The 17013-nt window shown below is 71.1% G+C and carries 14 protein-coding genes; 8 read left to right on the top strand and 6 right to left on the bottom strand.

Annotated features, from left to right (window positions below; all coding sequences use genetic code 11):
• Positions 1-5: 5 nt before the first annotated feature.
• Positions 6-1298, top strand: coding sequence for a glycosyltransferase 87 family protein (locus tag JKJ07_RS44865; RefSeq protein ID WP_236031124.1), 1293 nt, complete (start codon positions 6-8; stop codon positions 1296-1298).
• Here the strand turns inward: JKJ07_RS44865 and JKJ07_RS44860 are convergent.
• The 4 genes from JKJ07_RS44860 to moaC are packed head-to-tail and all read right to left on the bottom strand — an operon-like array spanning position 1285 to position 3904.
• On the bottom strand, positions 1285-1701 hold the full coding sequence (locus JKJ07_RS44860) for a molybdenum cofactor biosynthesis protein MoaE (RefSeq protein WP_202998203.1): 417 nt from the start codon (positions 1699-1701) through the stop codon (positions 1285-1287). The genes JKJ07_RS44865 and JKJ07_RS44860 overlap by 14 nt on opposite strands.
• The gene (locus tag JKJ07_RS44855; protein WP_202998202.1) at positions 1698-2915 is read right to left on the bottom strand and encodes a molybdopterin molybdotransferase MoeA; all 1218 of its coding nucleotides are present in this window, start codon (positions 2913-2915) and stop codon (positions 1698-1700) included. Before JKJ07_RS44855 ends, JKJ07_RS44860 begins: the two co-directional genes overlap by 4 nt.
• 9 nt (positions 2916-2924) lie before the next feature.
• Entirely contained in the window at positions 2925-3443 is a 519-nt protein-coding gene (locus JKJ07_RS44850; RefSeq protein ID WP_202998201.1) for a MogA/MoaB family molybdenum cofactor biosynthesis protein, read from the bottom strand.
• Entirely contained in the window at positions 3416-3904 is a 489-nt protein-coding gene (gene moaC, locus JKJ07_RS44845) for a cyclic pyranopterin monophosphate synthase MoaC (protein ID WP_202998200.1), read from the bottom strand. Before moaC ends, JKJ07_RS44850 begins: the two co-directional genes overlap by 28 nt.
• 595 nt (positions 3905-4499) lie before the next feature.
• Here moaC and JKJ07_RS44840 point away from each other — a divergent pair.
• The 3 genes from JKJ07_RS44840 (at position 4500) to JKJ07_RS44830 (ending at position 9200) form a co-directional block, all read left to right on the top strand.
• Entirely contained in the window at positions 4500-6947 is a 2448-nt protein-coding gene (locus tag JKJ07_RS44840) for a putative bifunctional diguanylate cyclase/phosphodiesterase (protein ID WP_202998280.1), read from the top strand.
• 518 nt (positions 6948-7465) lie between these two features.
• Positions 7466-8797 carry a glycosyltransferase 87 family protein gene (locus JKJ07_RS44835; RefSeq protein ID WP_202998279.1) on the top strand — a complete coding sequence of 444 codons (1332 nt, stop codon included), beginning with the start codon at positions 7466-7468 and terminating at the stop codon, positions 8795-8797.
• Between the two features lies 1 nt (position 8798).
• Positions 8799-9200 carry a TFIIB-type zinc ribbon-containing protein gene (locus JKJ07_RS44830; RefSeq protein ID WP_202998199.1) on the top strand — a complete coding sequence of 134 codons (402 nt, stop codon included), beginning with the start codon at positions 8799-8801 and terminating at the stop codon, positions 9198-9200.
• 57 nt (positions 9201-9257) lie between these two features.
• Here JKJ07_RS44830 and JKJ07_RS44825 read toward each other — a convergent pair whose 3' ends face one another.
• Positions 9258-10454, bottom strand: a complete 1197-nt coding sequence (locus tag JKJ07_RS44825) for an SUKH-3 domain-containing protein (protein ID WP_202998198.1) — start codon at positions 10452-10454, stop codon at positions 9258-9260.
• Positions 10455-10563: 109 nt separating this feature from the next.
• Between JKJ07_RS44825 and JKJ07_RS44820 the strand changes: the two genes are divergently transcribed.
• The 4 genes from JKJ07_RS44820 to JKJ07_RS44805 are packed head-to-tail and all read left to right on the top strand — an operon-like array spanning position 10564 to position 15388.
• The gene (locus tag JKJ07_RS44820) at positions 10564-10992 is read left to right on the top strand and encodes a YbaB/EbfC family nucleoid-associated protein (protein ID WP_307834770.1); all 429 of its coding nucleotides are present in this window, start codon (positions 10564-10566) and stop codon (positions 10990-10992) included.
• Positions 10982-11299, top strand: coding sequence for a hypothetical protein (locus JKJ07_RS44815; protein WP_202998196.1), 318 nt, complete (start codon positions 10982-10984; stop codon positions 11297-11299). Before JKJ07_RS44820 ends, JKJ07_RS44815 begins: the two co-directional genes overlap by 11 nt.
• Complete coding sequence (locus JKJ07_RS44810) at positions 11296-15075, top strand: toxin glutamine deamidase domain-containing protein (RefSeq protein WP_202998195.1); 3780 nt, start codon at positions 11296-11298, stop codon at positions 15073-15075. The genes JKJ07_RS44815 and JKJ07_RS44810 overlap by 4 nt, the downstream gene beginning before the upstream one ends.
• Positions 15068-15388, top strand: a complete 321-nt coding sequence (locus JKJ07_RS44805; RefSeq protein WP_202998194.1) for a beta/alpha barrel domain-containing protein — start codon at positions 15068-15070, stop codon at positions 15386-15388. The genes JKJ07_RS44810 and JKJ07_RS44805 overlap by 8 nt, the downstream gene beginning before the upstream one ends.
• On the opposite strand, the gene dnaB is transcribed toward JKJ07_RS44805, so the two are convergent.
• Positions 15385-16800: a replicative DNA helicase gene (gene dnaB / locus JKJ07_RS44800; RefSeq protein WP_202998193.1), complete on the bottom strand. Its 1416-nt coding sequence runs from the start codon at positions 16798-16800 to the stop codon at positions 15385-15387. The two genes, JKJ07_RS44805 and dnaB, sit on opposite strands and share 4 nt — an antisense overlap.
• Positions 16801-17013 lie beyond the last annotated feature (213 nt).

Here is a 17013-nt window from a genome sequence, read left to right as displayed (position 1 = left end):
CGGCGATGGAACGCGTGCGGACGAGATCCGTGCTGATCGGGCTCGGATGCCTGGCCGCACTCTGGGCGGCCGGGTTCTACCTTCAGGCGTACGGGGTCCCGGATCTCGCCGTGGACCACACGGCGGTCCGGGGCTGGCTCACCGGCGGCGACCTGTACGGGTACGGCACCGGCCGTCCGCCCGTCACCGCGATCCTGCTGGCCCCGGCCGCCTTCCTGCCGCTGCCGGTGGTGGCCTGGCTGCTGGCCCTGGCCGGCCTGGCCGCCCTGGTGCTGACCCTGGTGGCACTGGCCGGCCCGGTGGCCCGCCGCTACGGCCGGTCCCGGTTCACGGCCGTGCTGGCGGCGGCCGCGCTCGCCCTGCTGACCGAGCCGGTACGCGCGGTGCTCGGCCTGGGCCACCTCGACCTGCTGCTGCTCTGCCTGATCACCGCCGACGTGGTCGCGCTGCGCCGCTCGGCCTGGGCCCGCCGCCGGGCCGCCTGGTGGCCCGGCCCGCCCGCCTCGAGGCCACCGGGCGGACGCCTCGGCCTGCTGCGCCGGGTCTGGTCGACCGGCGCCTGGGCGGGCGTGGGCGTCGGGATCGCGACCGCCCTCGCCCTCGGGCCGGCCCTGTTCATCGCCTATCTGGCCGTGACCCGGCAGTGGCGAGCGGCGATCACCGCGACCGGCACGGCGGCCACTCTCATGCTCGGCGGCCTGCTGATCGCGCCCGGCGCCACCGGCGCCTGGTTCTCGACCGTCCTGTTCCAGGTCGACCGGTCGGGTCCCGTCGGCGATCCGGCCAACCAGTCGCTGGCCGGGCTGCTGGCCCGCCTGTACGACTCGTCGAGCACGCCCGTGCTGGTGTGGCTGTCGTTCGCCGTGCTGCTGCTCGCGGTGGGCCTGATCCGGGCCCGCGCGGCGCACGCCGACGGCGACGAGATCGCGGCGTTCACGCTGGTCGGCCTGACCGCCGCGGCGGCCGCCCCGGTCAGCCCGAGCCACAAGCTGGTGTGGGTGCTGCCGGCCGTGCTGATCCTCGTCGACGCGGCGGCCCGCTCCCGGATCGGCGCGCGGCGACCCGGACGGCCCCGCCGGTTCGCCGGGGCCGGCTACGCGTCGGCCGGGCTCGCGACGTACGTGCTGTTCGCGGTGCCGGCCCAGTGGGCGATGAGCTGGAACGCGTACGCCTTCGCCGTGATCGTGCTGATGAACGCGCTGCCCTGGCGGCCCGGGGTGGCCTCGGCGGCCCCACCCGTACGGCGGCCGGTCGTGCCGCACCGGGTGCCCGCCATTCCGGGGCCTAGGGGCAGTTGACCCACTCGTCGCTGCCGTCGGTGAACACCTGCCGCTTCCAGATCGGCAGCCGGGCCTTGGCCTCGTCGACCAGCCGGGCACAGGCCGCGAAGGCCGCCGCCCGATGGGCCGTGCTCACCGCGGCGACCAGCGCGACGTCGCCGATCGCCAGCGTGCCCACGCGGTGCGAGACGGCCACGGCGTAGACGTCGGGGTCGGCCGCGATCTCGGCGGCGACCTCGCGCAGCACGGCGGCCGCGCTGGGGTGGCCCTCGTATTCGAGCAGGGTGACCCCGCGGCCGTGGTCGTGGTCACGCACCACGCCCTGGAACGAGACGACGGCCCCGGCCCGGGCGTCGGCCACCGCCTTCTCGTGCGCGGCCAGGTCGAGCGGGGTGTCGAGCACGTCGGCGATGGCGATCATGGGCGTTCCCCGATGACGAGCGGCAGTGGGAGGAAGGGCACCAGGTCGCCCGCCGCGGCCTCGGTGCCCGGGCGGACGACGGCGAAGCCGTGCGCGTTGGACAGGCCGCGCAGCATCGCCGAGCCGACGTGGCCGACCGGGGTGGCCGACCGTCCGTCGGGGCCGAGCCGGGCCAGCGCGAGATGCGTGTCGCCACCCCGGCCGCGCACCGCCTCGGTCAGCTCGACCGTCGGCAGCACCGGGGCGGGACGGCCCTGCAGACCGGCCAGCAGCGGTGCGACCAGGGTGATGAGCGCGATCACGGCGGACTGCGGGTTGCCCGGCAGCCCGGCCAGGAAGCGCGGCCGCCCGTCCGCCCCCGGCACGCGCGCCAGCAGCATCGGAAACCCGGGCCGGACCGCCACGGTGTTGACGAGGTATTCGGCGCCGAGTTCGGCCAGCGTCGGGTGCAGGTGGTCGACCGGGCCGTGCATCGTGCCCCCGGTCGTGCAGACAAGATCCGACTTCAAGAGCGTTTCCCGTACGGCGGTGAGGTGCGCTTCGAGCGTGTCCTGCACCGGGCCGGCCACCGCGGCCGGGTCGACCGTCGCACCGCAGCGCCGCAGCCAGCCGGGCACCTGGGGACCGAGCGAATCCCGCACGCGCCCGGCGCCCGGGGTGCCGCCGGTGAGCAGCTCGTCGCCGAAGACGAGCAGCCCGGCGCGGGGCCGTGAGAACACCGTCAGCGACTCGTATCCGCAGGTGGCGGCGACGCCGATCACGGCCGGGTCGATCGCCGTGCCGGCCGGCAGCAGCACCTCGTCCTTGTGCGCCTCCTCGCCGGGCGCGCGCCACTCCGGGACGAAGCCGGTGCGGGGCTCGCCGCTGACCCGGCCGTCACCGTCGCGAGTGGACGCCTCGATGCGTACGAGCGCCTCGGTGCCGGCCGGGACCATCGCCCCGGTGGCGATCTCGAAGCAGGTGCCGTCGTCGGTCAGCGGCGGCGCGACCTGACCGGCCAGCACCCGCCCGACGGGGCGCCAGGGCTTCGGACCGCGCACGGCCCAGCCGTCGATGCTCGAGGTGGGGAACGCGGGCAGGTCGGTCAGCGCGCGCAGCGGCTCGGCCAGCGTGCGGCCGTCGGCGTCGGGCAGCGCGACCGGCTCGGTTGCCCCGGCCGCCGCACGACCCGCCGCGTACGCCAGCTCGCGGGCTTCTTCCCAGTCGACGGTCACCCGCCGAGCCTATCCACTCGCCGCGCTCGCGGGATGATCACCGCCGCGGATCTGATCGACCGTGTGCCGCAGCAGCGGGCCGAGCACGGCCAGGCCGTCCTTGGCCCCGCCGGTCGAGCCGGGCAGGTTGACGATCAGCGTGCGGCCGGCCACCCCGGCCAGGCCGCGGGAGAGCGCGGCGGCGGGCACCTTGTCGCGGCTGTAGGCCCGGATCGCCTCGGCGATGCCCGGGATCTCGAAGTCGAGCAGGCCGCGGGTCGCCTCGGGCGTGCGGTCGGTCGGGGTGACGCCGGTGCCGCCGCTGGTCAGCACGACATCGACGGCGTCGGCGATCGCGCGGCGCAGGGCGTCGGCCACCGGCTCGCCGTCCGGCACGACGACCGGCTCGCCGACCGTGCAGCCGAGCTCGCGCAGCCCGTCGACCAGGCGCGGGCCGCTCGTGTCGGCGTAGACCCCGGCGGCCGCGCGGTTGCTGGCCACGATCACGCGCGCGGTGATGCTCACGGGCGGTCCTCCGGTCGTACCCACTCGCCGGTCTTGCCGCCCTCTTTGCGCAGGACCCGCACCGACTCGATGCTCGCGGCGGGGTCGACCGCCTTGATCATGTCGATCATCGTCAGGCCGGCCGTGGCCACCGCGGTCAGCGCCTCCATCTCGACGCCGGTGCGGTCGGCCGTCTTGGTGGTGGCGGTGATCTCGATCGTGGTCGCGGTCAGGTCGAGATCGACGACGACGCCGTGCAGGCCGATCGGGTGACAGAGCGGAATGAGATCGGGGGTGCGTTTCGCGCCCATGATGCCCGCGAGCCGGGCCACGGCGATCGCGTCACCCTTGGGCACCCCGTCACCGCGTAACAAGGCGATCACTTCGGGTGTCGTCACCACCCGGCCGGCGGCTTCGGCGCGCCGGGCCGTCACCGTCTTGGCCGTGACGTCAACCATGCGCGCGGCGCCGGTCTCGTCGACATGGGTCAGGGATTCGTCGGGCATACCGGGAGTTTATAGAAGCTTCACCGGGAAACTCGTTCGCGTAATAGTGGTTCGTCACTCACGATTTTCCGGACTCGCTATATGGCGATCTATACGCAGGTCAGCGACCATATACGGGGGTTGAGACAACCGTTGAGCAGCAATAGGTATTGACATTCCGGAGCGTTAGTCAAACAGCACGTTCAGCGATGCGGACACTGCGGCCAAAACGACTATTCAAGTAGCTCAGAGTTTTGTTGGCGAGACAGCCCGTAATCGAATCCCCTCCGGTTATCGTGTTCTGCGCAATGCGACACAAATCCCCCCCAACCGAGGCCTTCTTCGCATATGGTTCTTCTCGTCGCGACGCACTCCGACCCCTAACGAGGGATCGGGCTTCCCCGGATTCCCCCAACCGCGAGGAGAAGAACCATGAAGTCGAACGACTGGAGCTGAGACGGTGCGCGAAAGCGCGCCCTTGCATACGCTTGAGCTCGGCCCTGTGTCCGATGTGCTCGGCGACTGGACGGCACCTTTGCGAAAGACCCATAGCTCCAACGACGACGCGACCGGTCGGCAGCTCCTGCTGCTCATCGGTCTCGTCGTCGTTCTGGCGATGGGAGTCGCGGCCCTGGTCGTCTGGCATGCGGTGACCCACCCGCAGCCGATCCCGCACATCGGCCTGCTCGCGCTGATCGTGGCCGGCTCCGCGGTGGCCAACCAGGTCAAGGTCTATGTCCGCATCCGCTCCAGCCGCAACGGCACGGCCTGGGGCGAGGTCCCAGTGCTGATGGGGCTGGTCTTCCTGCCTGACGCGTGGGTCGTGCTGTGCGCCGCGGCGGGCGTCGCCATCCTCAAGATCGTCACGCGGCTCCCCCCGCACCGCACGGTGTTCTCGGTGGCCAAGGAAGTGCTGACGGCGGGCACGGCGAGCTTCGTGCTGACGGTCACCGGCCTGGACAGCACACCCAACTCGATCAGCGCCACCGTCGTCCCGGTCGTGCTGGCCTACCTGGCCATGTCCTTTGTCGACGACCTGGTGTTCATGCCGGTCATCGCGGTCGCCTCGCACACCACGATCACCCAGGTCGCTCGCAAGGACCTCGACAGCAAGCTGATCGCCCACGCGTTCCGCCTCGTGGTGATCATCTATCTCATCGAGGTGCTCGCCTCCGGCTCCAGCCCGCTCCTGCTCGGCTTCGTGCCGCTGCTCATCGCCTGCCTCCACTTGTGGCATTCCCGGCAATTGCGGACGAAAGAGGAACGGCACTCCTGGCGTGAGCTGGCCACCACCACCGAGGAGCTCAGCTCGGTCGAACTCACCCAGGTGCTGCACATCGCGGCGACTCGGGGCGCCCGCGTCTTCTCGTCCGATGTCGTCGAGATCGACCTGACCGCGAGCGGCATCGACCGAGTGGTCCGGGCGCACGGCAGCGAGGTGGTCTACGACGGGCCGGGGCCGCGCACGTTCGCCGGCGTCGAGATCACCGCCGAGCTCGAGACCAGCGACCGCAGCTATCAGGCCGGCGAGCTGGTGCTGGGCTTCCACGGCCGGGTCAAGCTCAACGAGTTCGAGCACTACAAGCTGAAGACGTTCGCGGCCGCGCTGTGCACGGCGATCCGCAACGCCACGGCGTACGCGGAACTGCGACGGCTCAACGAGCAGAACGCGTACGACGCCGCCCACGACCCGCTGACCGGCCTGGCCAACCGCCGCGAGCTTTACGAGCACGCCGGCACGCACTTCCGGGGCAGCACCGAGGACGGCGTGGTCGCGCTGCTCCTGATCGACCTCAACCACTTCAAAGAGGTCAACGACACGCTCGGGCACGCGGCCGGCGACGCGGTGCTGCAAGAGGTGGCCCGGCGGCTGGCCGACGCGGCGGCCCCCGGCGATCTGGTGGCCCGGCTCGGCGGCGACGAGTTCGCGGTGCTGCTGGTCAACCTGCCGACGCCCGCCCTGGCCACCCACCGGGCCAAGACGATGCTGGCCACGCTCGAGCGGAGCATCGCGGTCGAGGGCATGCAGATCACCGTCGAGGCGGCCGGCGGCATCGCGCTGGCGGCCGGCAGCGGCGGCGTCAACGAGCTGATGCGGCGGGCCGACGTCGCGATGTATCAGGCCAAGCGCGCCGGGCAGCAGACGGCGACATACGTGCACGCGCAGGACACGGCCGACATCGGCCGGCTCGCCCTCGGCGGCGAACTGCACCGCGCGGTCGCCGAGCACGAGTTCGTGGTCGACTTCCAGCCGATCGTCGACCTCGGCAGCGGCGAGGTGGTCGCGGCCGAGGCCCTGGCCCGCTGGCATCACCCCGAGCACGGCTACCTCACGCCGATGGAGTTCCTGCAGACCGTGGAGCGGTCCGGGCGGCTCCAGGCGTTCGCCGACGCGGTGCTTGACCAGGCGCTCGACGCCTCCGACCTGTGGCGCGAGGCCGGCTTCGACCTGCCCGTGGCGGTCAACGTGTCGCCCCGCAGCCTGCTCGACCCGCGCTTCCCCGAGGCGGTGCTGAGCCGCCTGAGCCGCCACGCCGTCCCCGCCGACCGGCTGATCTTCGAGCTGGCCGAGACCCTGACGCTGAGCCAGCTCGAAGTGGTGGGCAAGGCGCTGGCCGAGCTGAGCGAGGCGGGCGTACGCCTGGCGCTCGACGACTTCGGCACGGGCGTGACGCCGCTGTCGGTGCTGTCCCACATCCCGGTCCACCAGCTCAAGATCGACCGCGAGTTCGTCGGCGCCGTGCAGACGTCCTCCGAGGCCGCGGCGGTGATCCGGTCGACTGTCGACCTGGCCCGCAGCCTGCACCTGACGGTGATCGCCGAGGGTGTGGAGAGCGAGCCGCAGCGGCATGCGCTGTGGAGCCTGGGTTGCCTGGCCGGCCAGGGCCACTTGTTCGCCCGGCCGATGTCGGCGGCCCGCCTGCTGGCAACGCTGCAGCGGGGCACGGCCGGTCGTCCGGGCGTGCTGGCGGCCTCCTTGCACGACGGCGGCGCGGTGGTCCGCATGTCGCGGCGCCGGTCGGGCGGTTCGGGGAGATCGGCTCTGCCACACTTGCCCGCGTGACAGATTCTGGCCGGACGGCGAGCGAAACCGCAGTTGAGGGGTCCATCGCCGATCCCGGCAGCCGGGCCGACTCCGCCGCGGAAGACCCTTCCTCCCGTACGCCGGAGGGCAGCCCCCCATCGACCGAGACGGATAAGTCGGAATCGTCCGCCGCCGCCCCGGAAAGCGACGCGAAGACCACAGAGGACAGCAGCACGCCGGCCGCGGCCGCTGAGGACGCCGCTCCCAAGAACGCCGCCCAGGACGCCGCACCCGACGTCACTTCTGACAAACCCGCGCCCGACGCCACCGCCGACAAAGCGGACGAGCCGATAGCCGGCCAAGACGAGCCGGAGCCTGCCGACGACGGCCCGCCCACGCCCGCCGAGTTGAAGCCGGAGCCCGCGCCAGTCGCTGAGCCGGAGCCCGCCGCGACCGAGCCCGACCCGGTTGTGGCCGCGAAGCCCGAGGCCGCCCCCGCCAAGAAAGCCCCACCCCCGCCGAACGACTACACCCCCAAGACCCGCGCCGGCCGCCTTCTGGCCCGCATCGACCAGGCCGCCGGCGGCTACGCGGCCGACCTGGCCCTCTACGGCGTCTCGGCGATCTTCGCCCTGATCACCGCCCTCTCCTCGACGCTGCTCCCGCACCGGGCCTGGGGCTCCATCGCGGCCTGGGCCTACGCCGACGCCTTCCTGCTGGCCCTGCTCCAGCTGCTCGGTTTCCGCCTGCTCCGCGACCGCTACGAAGCCACCACCCGGCTCTGGCGCCTGGTCCGGCTGCTCGTCGGCAACGGCGCCCGCGCCACCCTGACCTGGCTCACCTGGGCCGGCGCGGCGCTGCTCCCGCTGGTCGTGCAGGCGGTGCAGCGGGCCGACGGCCGCACCGACCGCGCACAGGAGGAGGTGCTGGTCGTCGAGCGCATGGGCGAACGCCTGCTCAACGACGGCACGCCCTATCTGTCCCGCGACGCCATCGCCGCCCTGCCCGCCGACGAGCGCCTCATGGGTTACAGCCCCTACCAGCCGGGCATGTCGGTTTTCGGCCTGCCGCGCGCGCTGGCCGGCGACGCCTGGTGGACCGACGCCCGCATCTGGTTCGCCCTGTTCACCGCCCTGGTCCTGATCACCGCGGTGCTGCTCCTGCGCCCACGCGGAACAAAGCCGAACGAAACGACCGGGCGCTCCTTCGCCACCGTCCGAGCCATACAGGCGGTAACGATCGTCCCGGTCTGCGCCTTGACCCTGGCCACCGGCGGCGACGACATCCCAGTGCTCGCGCTCTGCATCCTGGCCCTGACGTTCGCCGCTACGAACCGTTACGGCTGGGCGGGCCTGGCGGTCGGCGCCGCGGCGGCCTGCAAGCTCTTCGCGCTCCCGGCCGTGGCCGTCCTGGCCGTGCTGGCCCTGGCCATGGCCCGCGGCGGCAAGCTTCTGCCCGGCGCCCTGGGCCTGCCCATCCTGGTCCTGATCCCGCCGTTCCAGGTCGACCAGGACGCCTTCCTCGAAAACGTGATCCGCTTCCCCCTGGGCCACGGGTTGGTCACCAGCCCCGCCCAGTCCCCGTTCCCCGGCTACCTGATCGCCCAGAACGTGCCCGGCGGCCGGTTCGTCGCGCTCGGGCTGCTGCTCGCGGTCGCGGCCCTCATCACCGTACGCATTATTTGGTCGCCCCCACGAACCGCGAGCACCGCCGCCTCGATCTGCGGGTGGGGCCTTCTGGCGGCGATTCTGCTCATGCCGACGACCCGCTTCGGTTACGTTCTGTATCCGATCGCGTTCCTGGTCTGGGCCGCCGCGCTGCACCCGGCACTCAGGAACCACACAGCCACAAGTAGCCCGTCCGATGACACAGCCTTGTACCGTCTGTGAGATGCAGATGACCTGTCCGAAGTGTCACGGCCAGATGCGGGTGTACGAGCGCAGCGGCGTCACGGTCGACCAGTGCACCGAGTGCCGGGGGATCTTCCTGGATCGCGGTGAGCTCGAGAAGCTGTTCGAGGCCGAGTCGAACTTCAACACTCGCCAGGCCCCGCCTCCCGGCACCCCGCCGCGCCCCGCCGCCGCTCCGCAGCCGGGTTACGGCCAGCCTCAGCCCGGTGGCTACGCTCCGCCGCCTCCGCCGCCCGCGCCGGGCTACGGCCAGCCGGGTTACGGCCAGCCCAGCCACGGCTATCCGGCCCCCGCCGCGTACGGGCATCACGGCCACTATCGGCATGGCCACCACGGCCACTATCACCGCCGCAAGAGCTTCCTGCACAACCTGTTCGACTGAGTCAGGCGGCAGCGACACCCGCCGGCTTCCGATGCGGGAGCCGGCGGCGAGTTGTGCTCACCAACTGCCGTCGTCGCGCACCCGTCGCGCCGGCCCGTCGCCGGTGAGCAGCCCGGTCAGGGCCTCGTCGAGCGTGCTCCCGACAAACCACTCGCCCGCCTGATCGAGCACGAAGACCCGGCCGAGCTCGTCGAGCGCCACCACCGCGTCGCCGCCCTCGATGCCGACCGGGAAGAGCGGCACCCCGATGACCTGCGCGAACTCGAGCAGCGCGGCCGCTGAGTAGGCGCCCGGCACCGGGTCGAGCCGCAGCAGCCGGATGGCCCTGCGCAGCCCCGGCCCGCGCCGCGCGCAGCGCACTCCCGGGAAGTCGGCGATCGCCGCCCGCGCCGCCTCGAACGGCCGCAGCCGCCCGCCGGACGCCTCGACGGCCCGTTCGACGGCGTCGTCACCGCTCGACGGCCCGATCCAGCCGCCCCCGGCCAGCGTGCGCGCCACCTCGTACGGGAAGCGCCCGGTCACGGGGATGCGGTCCGAGCCGTGCCGCCACTCGGAGGCGAACGCCAGATCCGACCAGGGCAGCACAGCCAGGTCCACGAGCACGCTGGTGCAGGTCTCGCACGGGCGGCTCTCCTGGCCGGCCACGGGGTCGGCCTGATCGCGTACGAGGAAAGCAGCGAAAGTCGCCCCGGTCAGCCAGGCCCTCGCCTCGTCGAGCGCGATCTCGCGCCCCCGGGCGCGGGAGGCGTCGTGCAGCGCGTCGGAGAGGGCGATCAACTCGGCGTGCCGGTCGACCCCGCGCACGTGGGCCTCCGCCCCGAGCATCTCGAGCCGGTCGATCACCAGCGGGTGATGGTTGATGTGCTGATCACCCTTCGCGCCCTGAGCCCGGAACAGCCGGTCACCCACCGTCAGGTGCACGACCGTCGTCGGGGTGGGCCGCCGCCGCGTCAGCCGCAGCAGCGAGACCGCCGGATCGACCGTCCCGGGCGGGGTCGGACGGCGTTCGCGATAGATGGCGGCGATCTCCTCGGGCGGCACGCCGGGCCACGTCGACAGCACTCCGGTCTCGCGGTCGATCACCGTACGTGCAACGTCGCCCGGCACGGAGAGCACGGTGGACGGCTGCCGCGTCCAGATCACGTACCCGAGGTCGAACTCGGCGAGCATCGGCTCACACCCGTACCCGCGCTGTTCGGACTCGTTGCTCGCCCAGCGCGCGGCGACCGCCTCGGCCTCCTCCCGCGTGATCATCTGCCCGCTCTCCCTCCGGAGGACTGAACCCGATCGTCAGTCGCGACGTTCGCAGATTGAAGTTAACCGAACACGCAAAGTCTCGGTACTGACGAGGGGTGTGGGCCCGGTGGCTGTAACGGCGAATCGCGACGCGAATCGGGAACTGCGCGATCGGCTCGCGGAGGTACACGAGCGGTATACCCGCATGCGGTCCGATCTGGACGATCTGCAAAGGCGCCTGGACGCGCTCCGCGTCACCGTTGTTTCGGCGGACGGACTGGTCCGCGTGACGGTCGGCCCGCGGGGTCAGTTGATCGATCTGAAGCTGATCCGCCGCGCCACTCGGAACATGGACAACGAATACGTTTCCCGGACGATCGTGGCAACTGTCCACAGTGCTGCCGAGCAGGCTGCGGAACGCGTTCAGACTTTGATGGGCGACTATCTCCCGGCCGATTCCGGCGCTCTTCGCTACCTGCGCGACAACAACTTCGGCTCATTGCTGGGACGGTCCGACGAGATCGTGCAGGATCTGGCCGGCCGCGATGACAAGTAACCGGCTGCGGCTCGACGCCGACGAGGCTCTCGCGGGTTCACGCGCCCTGAGCGCGGCCGGCGAGGATCTCGCGGCGCGCCGCAACCGGGCCGGGGCCGAGATCGCCGCGGCCAGCTCGGCCACGCCGTGGGGCCGCGACCAGTACGGGCAGTCGTTCGAGACGCACTACCGGCCGTTCGAGGAGCAGGTTCTCGAGGCGTGGCAGCGGCTCGCGGCGTACGTGTCGGGGCTGGGCGACGCCGCGGCGCAGTCCGTGCACGACAACGTCGGCGCCGACGTCGACACGGCGAGGCGGTTCCGATCATGAGCGTGCTGCCCAGCCCCGTGCCCCACCCGCTCGAGTTCAGCCCGTTCGACGTGCCGGCCTGGGCGTACGAGGCTCTGGAATGGGTTGTCGGTTTCGACTGGCCGGCCGGCAACGAGGTCGCCACCTGGGACGTCGCCGATCGCTGGTTCTCGCTGGCCTCGACGCTGGCCGCGCCCAACGAGGCCGCGATGGCCGCCGCCAACCGGTTCCTGGGCGGCTACGGCGGCGCGGGCGTCACGGCCGAGGGCTTCGAGGACGCGTGGCACCTGGTCGCGGGTGACGAGAACGCCCCGCTGCACGATCTGCTGCGCGTCTCGGGCGAGCTCGGCCGGCTCGTCGAGGGCTGCGGCGCCGACATCGAGGCGGCCAAGCTCGAGGCCTGGATCGAGATCGGCATCTTCCTCGTCGAGCTCGTCGGCATGGCGATCACCGTCACGCTCACGCTGGGCGCCGCGTCACCGGCCGCCGGCGGGCTGATCGTCGCCACCCGCCTCGCCATCCAGCAGATCTTCAAGCGGCTGGTCGAGCAGCTCGGCAAGAAGGCGCTCAAGCAGACCGCCGGCCGCGCGATCAAGCAGCTCTCCACGCGCGAGGGCCTGCGCAAGCTCGGTCACGGCGCGGTCCGCGAGGGCTTCGACGAGGCTCGCGAGGAGTTCGCCACCAACGGCGGCATCCAGCTCTATCAGCAGTCGACGGGCCGCTCAGACGGCTTCGACCTGGACAATCTCGGACGTTCCGCGCTGGCCGGTTTCGCCGGAGGGGCGGGCGCTTCCGCCGCACACGTCGGCTCACACGGCCACGGCGGCATCGCCCGCGGCGCCGGCGGCGAAGTCCTGGCCGAGTTCAGCGCGGCCGCCACGTTCGGGCAACTGCCCGATGCCACGGGATTGGCAAAATCCGCCACTTCGGGCGCCACCGGCTCGGCCATCCACGGCATGCACTCCCCGATCGATATCGGTCACCTCGACGTGCCTTCGTCCCTCGGAGAAAACTTCGACCCCGGATCCCGTACGAGTTCCGGCGCCGAGCTGACGAGCGGTGTGGCCCTGGATGGCGCGACCTCGATTTCCGGGCCCACTCCCACAACCGCAACCGAGGGCCCATCGCTCTCCTCCCCGTCCCCGCTCGCCGCCGCCCCCACCGACCAGCCCCCGGTTCCCGACCCCACTGCGCCGTCCCCCACCACCCAGCCTCAGTCCTCGTCGTCCCCCGCCACGCCCGCGCCCCAATCCCCCGACGCGCAGCCGACCTCCCCGTCATCCCCCGCCCCGACACCGACACCGACACCGACTCCGTCCACGTCCGTCTCCGTGTCTCCCACCCCGCCCTCCCCGTCATCGCCTTCCCCGTCGCTGCCCTCCCCTTCCCCGTCGCTGCCCTCCCCGTCGCTGCCCTCCCCGGCGCTGCCCGACAACTCAAACGTCCTCGCCTCCACAGCAACCCTGGGCTTCGCCGACCCCACAACCGCGCCGCCCCCGCCGCAGCCCTCCACCCCGGCCGTCACCTCCACACCCACCACTCCCGCCCTAGGCCCGTTCTTCACCCCCACCGGCCCGCACTCCGCCCGCCGGCCCGGCGCCCACCGCGCCCCCGACTCCCCGCATCTCAGCGGCGCCCCCGGCTCCCCGACCCGCCCCCGTCCCCGCCCGGACACCACCCCCGGCTCCCCCACTCCCCAGCGCTCCCCCCTCTCCGACCTGGACCGCATCGCCGACGCCCTGGGCCCCCGCGCCACCATCCCCAGCCCCCGCCGCCCGATCGACGCGTCCCTCCCCCGCACCCTCCCCACCAAGCCCGCCCCCACCCCGACCCCCCAACCCGAGATCCGCGACGAGCAGGCCTATTTCGGCTATGTGGAGCACGCCCGCCAGACCCACGAACGCAACCGCCGCGAGGAGTACGCCAACTACCTGGACTCGATCGCCGAGGACAACCGCGCCAAAATCCTCGACCTGGGCCGCCGCGCCGATGAGGCCGACCGCACCGGCGTCTCGCTGCGCGCCCGTGAACACCGCCGCCAGGCCGTCGAGCTGAGCGAGATCGTCGCCGAGCTGGACGACCAGATCACCCGGATCCGCTCCGGCGAGCTGGTCCCCGACCGCGTCGAGGTCGACCCACCCGACTGGGCCCGCATCAACCGCGACGTCGGCAACCTGGCCCCCGGCGGCGTCCGCACCGGCGACGTCTCGGCCCTGGACGGTTTCGCCGGCCGCCCACCCATCGACCGCACCCGCCACTACAACGTCACCGGCGGTTTGCGTCCCCCACTGGCCGTCCACCAGGTGGACCTCGAGAACGCCGTCCCCCGCGACGCCGACGGCCGGGTGTCCCGCCTGCCCGACCCCCGCTCCGGAAGCTGGTTCCGCCTGGCCAACGACGGCGGCCCCGCAGCCGACCCCACCCGCGGCCTGAACTGCGTCGACGGCGTCCTGTCCCTCTTCGACACCTACATCCACGGCCGCCCCCGCGTAGCCGCTCCAAGAACCTTCGACGTCTACGCGAACGGCAACCCCGACCGCCCCCTGGGCGGCGAAACCAACGGCATCAACAGAATCCGCCAAGCCACCGGCGGCGATTTCCAAGGCCTATGCCCGTACGTAGCCGACGCCGACCCCGCCCAGGCCAAGCCCGCCATCGACCAGGCCGTACAAAACCTGACCAACCACCTGCTGAACACCGGCCACGGCGCCTTCGCGTTCATAGTCACCGACCTGGAAGGCGGCGGCTCCCACTCCTGGGCAGCCCTGAACCAGAACGGCACGGTCCTCTACGTAGACCCCCAGATCGGCCGCATCTCCGAACACGTCCCCATGTACCGCCACCACGGAGTCCCCACCCCCATCAACGTGGTCTCCCTGGAAGCCCTGGTAGTAGACGCCAACGCCACCCCCACCCCCCTCCCCAACCACGCCCCCGGCAACTGGTCCACCACCCCACCCACCGGCGCCGCCGACGACGACCGCATCCTCCGATCGCTCACAGTTGATCAACGCGAGATTTTGGATCGGTCGGTGACGGAGGCCGAGGTCAGGGCGGGCGAGGTCGCCGCGGACCTGCGCCATGTGACTGCGGGTCTGCCGGAATTCGACCGCCACAATCGCCCTGTCCTTGTCGGCGAAGATCATCGAGTCAAGGAACTCGGGTCACTGGCCCGGAAGGTTCTTGCTCGTATCGAGCTGAAGGGCCTCACAACCGAAGCCGCCCTCGCAACGATCAAAGATCGGGTGCGGTTCTCGATACAGGTGCCGCCGGAGCGATATGGAGAAATGGTTGCTTCGACGTTGAGTCAGCTGACTGATCTTGGCTATCGCGACATCGTGATGGAGAGCTTCTGGGCGGACCACGGCCGTCACAACGGACTGAACGTCAATCTGACCACGACTGACGGATTTGTCTTGGAAGTTCAGTTCCCCACACCGTCGTCATTGGACGTGGGGCATCACACCCACGCCGACTATGAGGATGTCCGTCGCGAGAGTCTTTCCCCCGAGCAGCGGGTGGAGGCCTTCCTCCGCATCCTCAAAACCAACAAAGACAGCGGGATCTACTCCAATCCACCGCAGGGCTTGGAACTACTCGACCGGTTCATGCCGGACGACCCACGCCCGGTCGACACAACTCTGGCCGGCTGGCTCAGGAAGAAGCGTGTGCTGCTTCGCGCCTACCGCGAGCACCTAGTCTCAAGCGGTACTTCCTTCGAGGACGTCCTGCGCCGTCATGATCTCGATCGCGACGACGTCCCTGGTGCTGCGGAGTTGGGACTGTTCGATGAATGACGGCGAGTTCGCCTACGACGCACTGCGGTCCGACGACGGCGCGACGACCAGCATCATCGCCTACCAGGAACGGGCGGGCGCACCATTCCGGGCCGTCATCTGGAGCGTTCCCCGACAGCAATGGATCTTCGCGCCGGCGATCGCCGCGGAGGCACTTTATGACGACGACCCACAGACTGATGCCGTCGACCGCGCGGAGGCCGAACGGATCGCCACTGAGGTTCTTCGTCACGATCTCCCGTCCGAAGGCGCCCTCCTTGCTCTTTGCGAGGAGGGTGAGCGCAACGGCTGGAGCTATGGGCCTCCCCGCTAAACGATGGCCATGTCGACGAAGCGGGACAGGTGCAGCTGCGCGGCCACAGTCACGGTGTCGGTAGGGCCGTTTCGGTGCTTGGCCACGATGAAGTCGGCCTCGCCCGCCCGTGGTGACTCCTTGTCGTAATAGTCGTCGCGGTGCAGCAGAATAACGACGTCGGCGTCCTGCTCGATCGAGCCGGATTCTCGCAGGTCAGACAGCTGGGGGCGCTTGTCCGTACGTTGTTCGGGGCCACGGTTCAGCTGGGAAACGCCGATCACCGGGCACTCGATCTCCTTGGCCAGCAGCTTGAGGCCACGCGACAGCTCGGAGACCTCCTGCTGCCGGCTCTCGGTGCGCTTCGGTGACGACATCAGCTGGAGATAGTCGATCACCAGCAGTTTGAGGTTGTTGCGCTGTTTGAGCCGGCGGGCCTTGGCCCGGATCTCCATCAGGTTCATGTTCGGGGTGTCGTCGACGAAGATCGGGGCCTCGCTGATCTCGCCCATGCGGCGGGCCAGCTTGCTCCAGTCGTCGTCGGTGAGCTGGCCGGAGCGCAGCACGTGCAGCGGGACCCGGGCCTCGGCCGAGAGCAGTCGCATGACCATCTCGATCTTGCTCATTTCCAGGGAGAAGATCGCGCTGGCGCAGTTGTGCCGGATGGCCGCGTTGCGGGCGAAGTCCATGCTGGCGGTCGACTTGCCGAGACCGGGGCGCCCGGCCACGATGATCAACTGGCCGGGGTGCAGGCCGTTGAGCAGCCGGTCGAGGTCGGAGAAGCCGGTCGGCACGCCGCTCATCACGCCGCCGGCCGCGCCCACCGCCTCGATCTCGTCGAGCGTGGGCTGCAGCATGTCGCCCAGGGCGGCGTAGTCCTCGCTGACCCGCTTCTCGGTGACGTCGTAGATCGCCTGCTGGGCCAGGTCGACGATGTCGTCGACGTCACGCCCGCCGTTGCCGTTCGCCCCGTAGCCGAGCTGGACGATCTTGGTGCCGGCCTCGACGACGCGGCGCAGGATGGCGCGCTCGCCGACGATGCGGGCGTAATAGGCGGCGTTGGCCGCGGTGGGCACGCTCTCGATCAGGGTGTGCAGATAGGGCACGCCCCCGATGCGTTGCAGATCACCCGAGTCGGCCAGGGCGGCGGCCACGGTCAGCGCGTCGGCCGGCTCTCCCCGCCCGTACAGGTCGAGAATGACGTCGAAGATCGTGGCGTGGACGGGACGGTAGAAGTCGTTGGTCTTGAGGATCTCGACGACGTCGGCGATCGCGTCCTTGGAGAGCAGCATGCCGCCGAGAACGCCCTGCTCGGCCGCCACATCCTGCGGTGGGGACTTGTCGAAGGCGCCGCTGCTGGGAGAAGGGCCGCCGGAACCGCCCCCAGAACCACCAGCCGGTTTGGCCGGTGGCCGTTGCTCGTCGATCGACACCCCGGACCCCCCTTGGCTCGCCGTCCGCGCACCCCAGATCAAACAGCCCGGGTATGACACTTTCGGCTGACTCACCACCATGATCGGCAAATTTCTCCCGATCAAGCCCCGCGCTCGCGGCTGGCCCACTCTACGAACCGGCCCCCGACCTGCCCAACTGCACCGGTGGACGAGCCTCGGGACAACCTGTGGACATCCCGCCAGATCCTGTGG

It is taken from the genome of Paractinoplanes lichenicola (assembly GCF_016785085.1).
Lineage (GTDB): Bacteria > Actinomycetota > Actinomycetes > Mycobacteriales > Micromonosporaceae > Actinoplanes > Actinoplanes lichenicola.
Note: the sequence above shows the minus strand (reverse complement) of the source record. Positions and strands in the feature narration are given on the sequence as shown.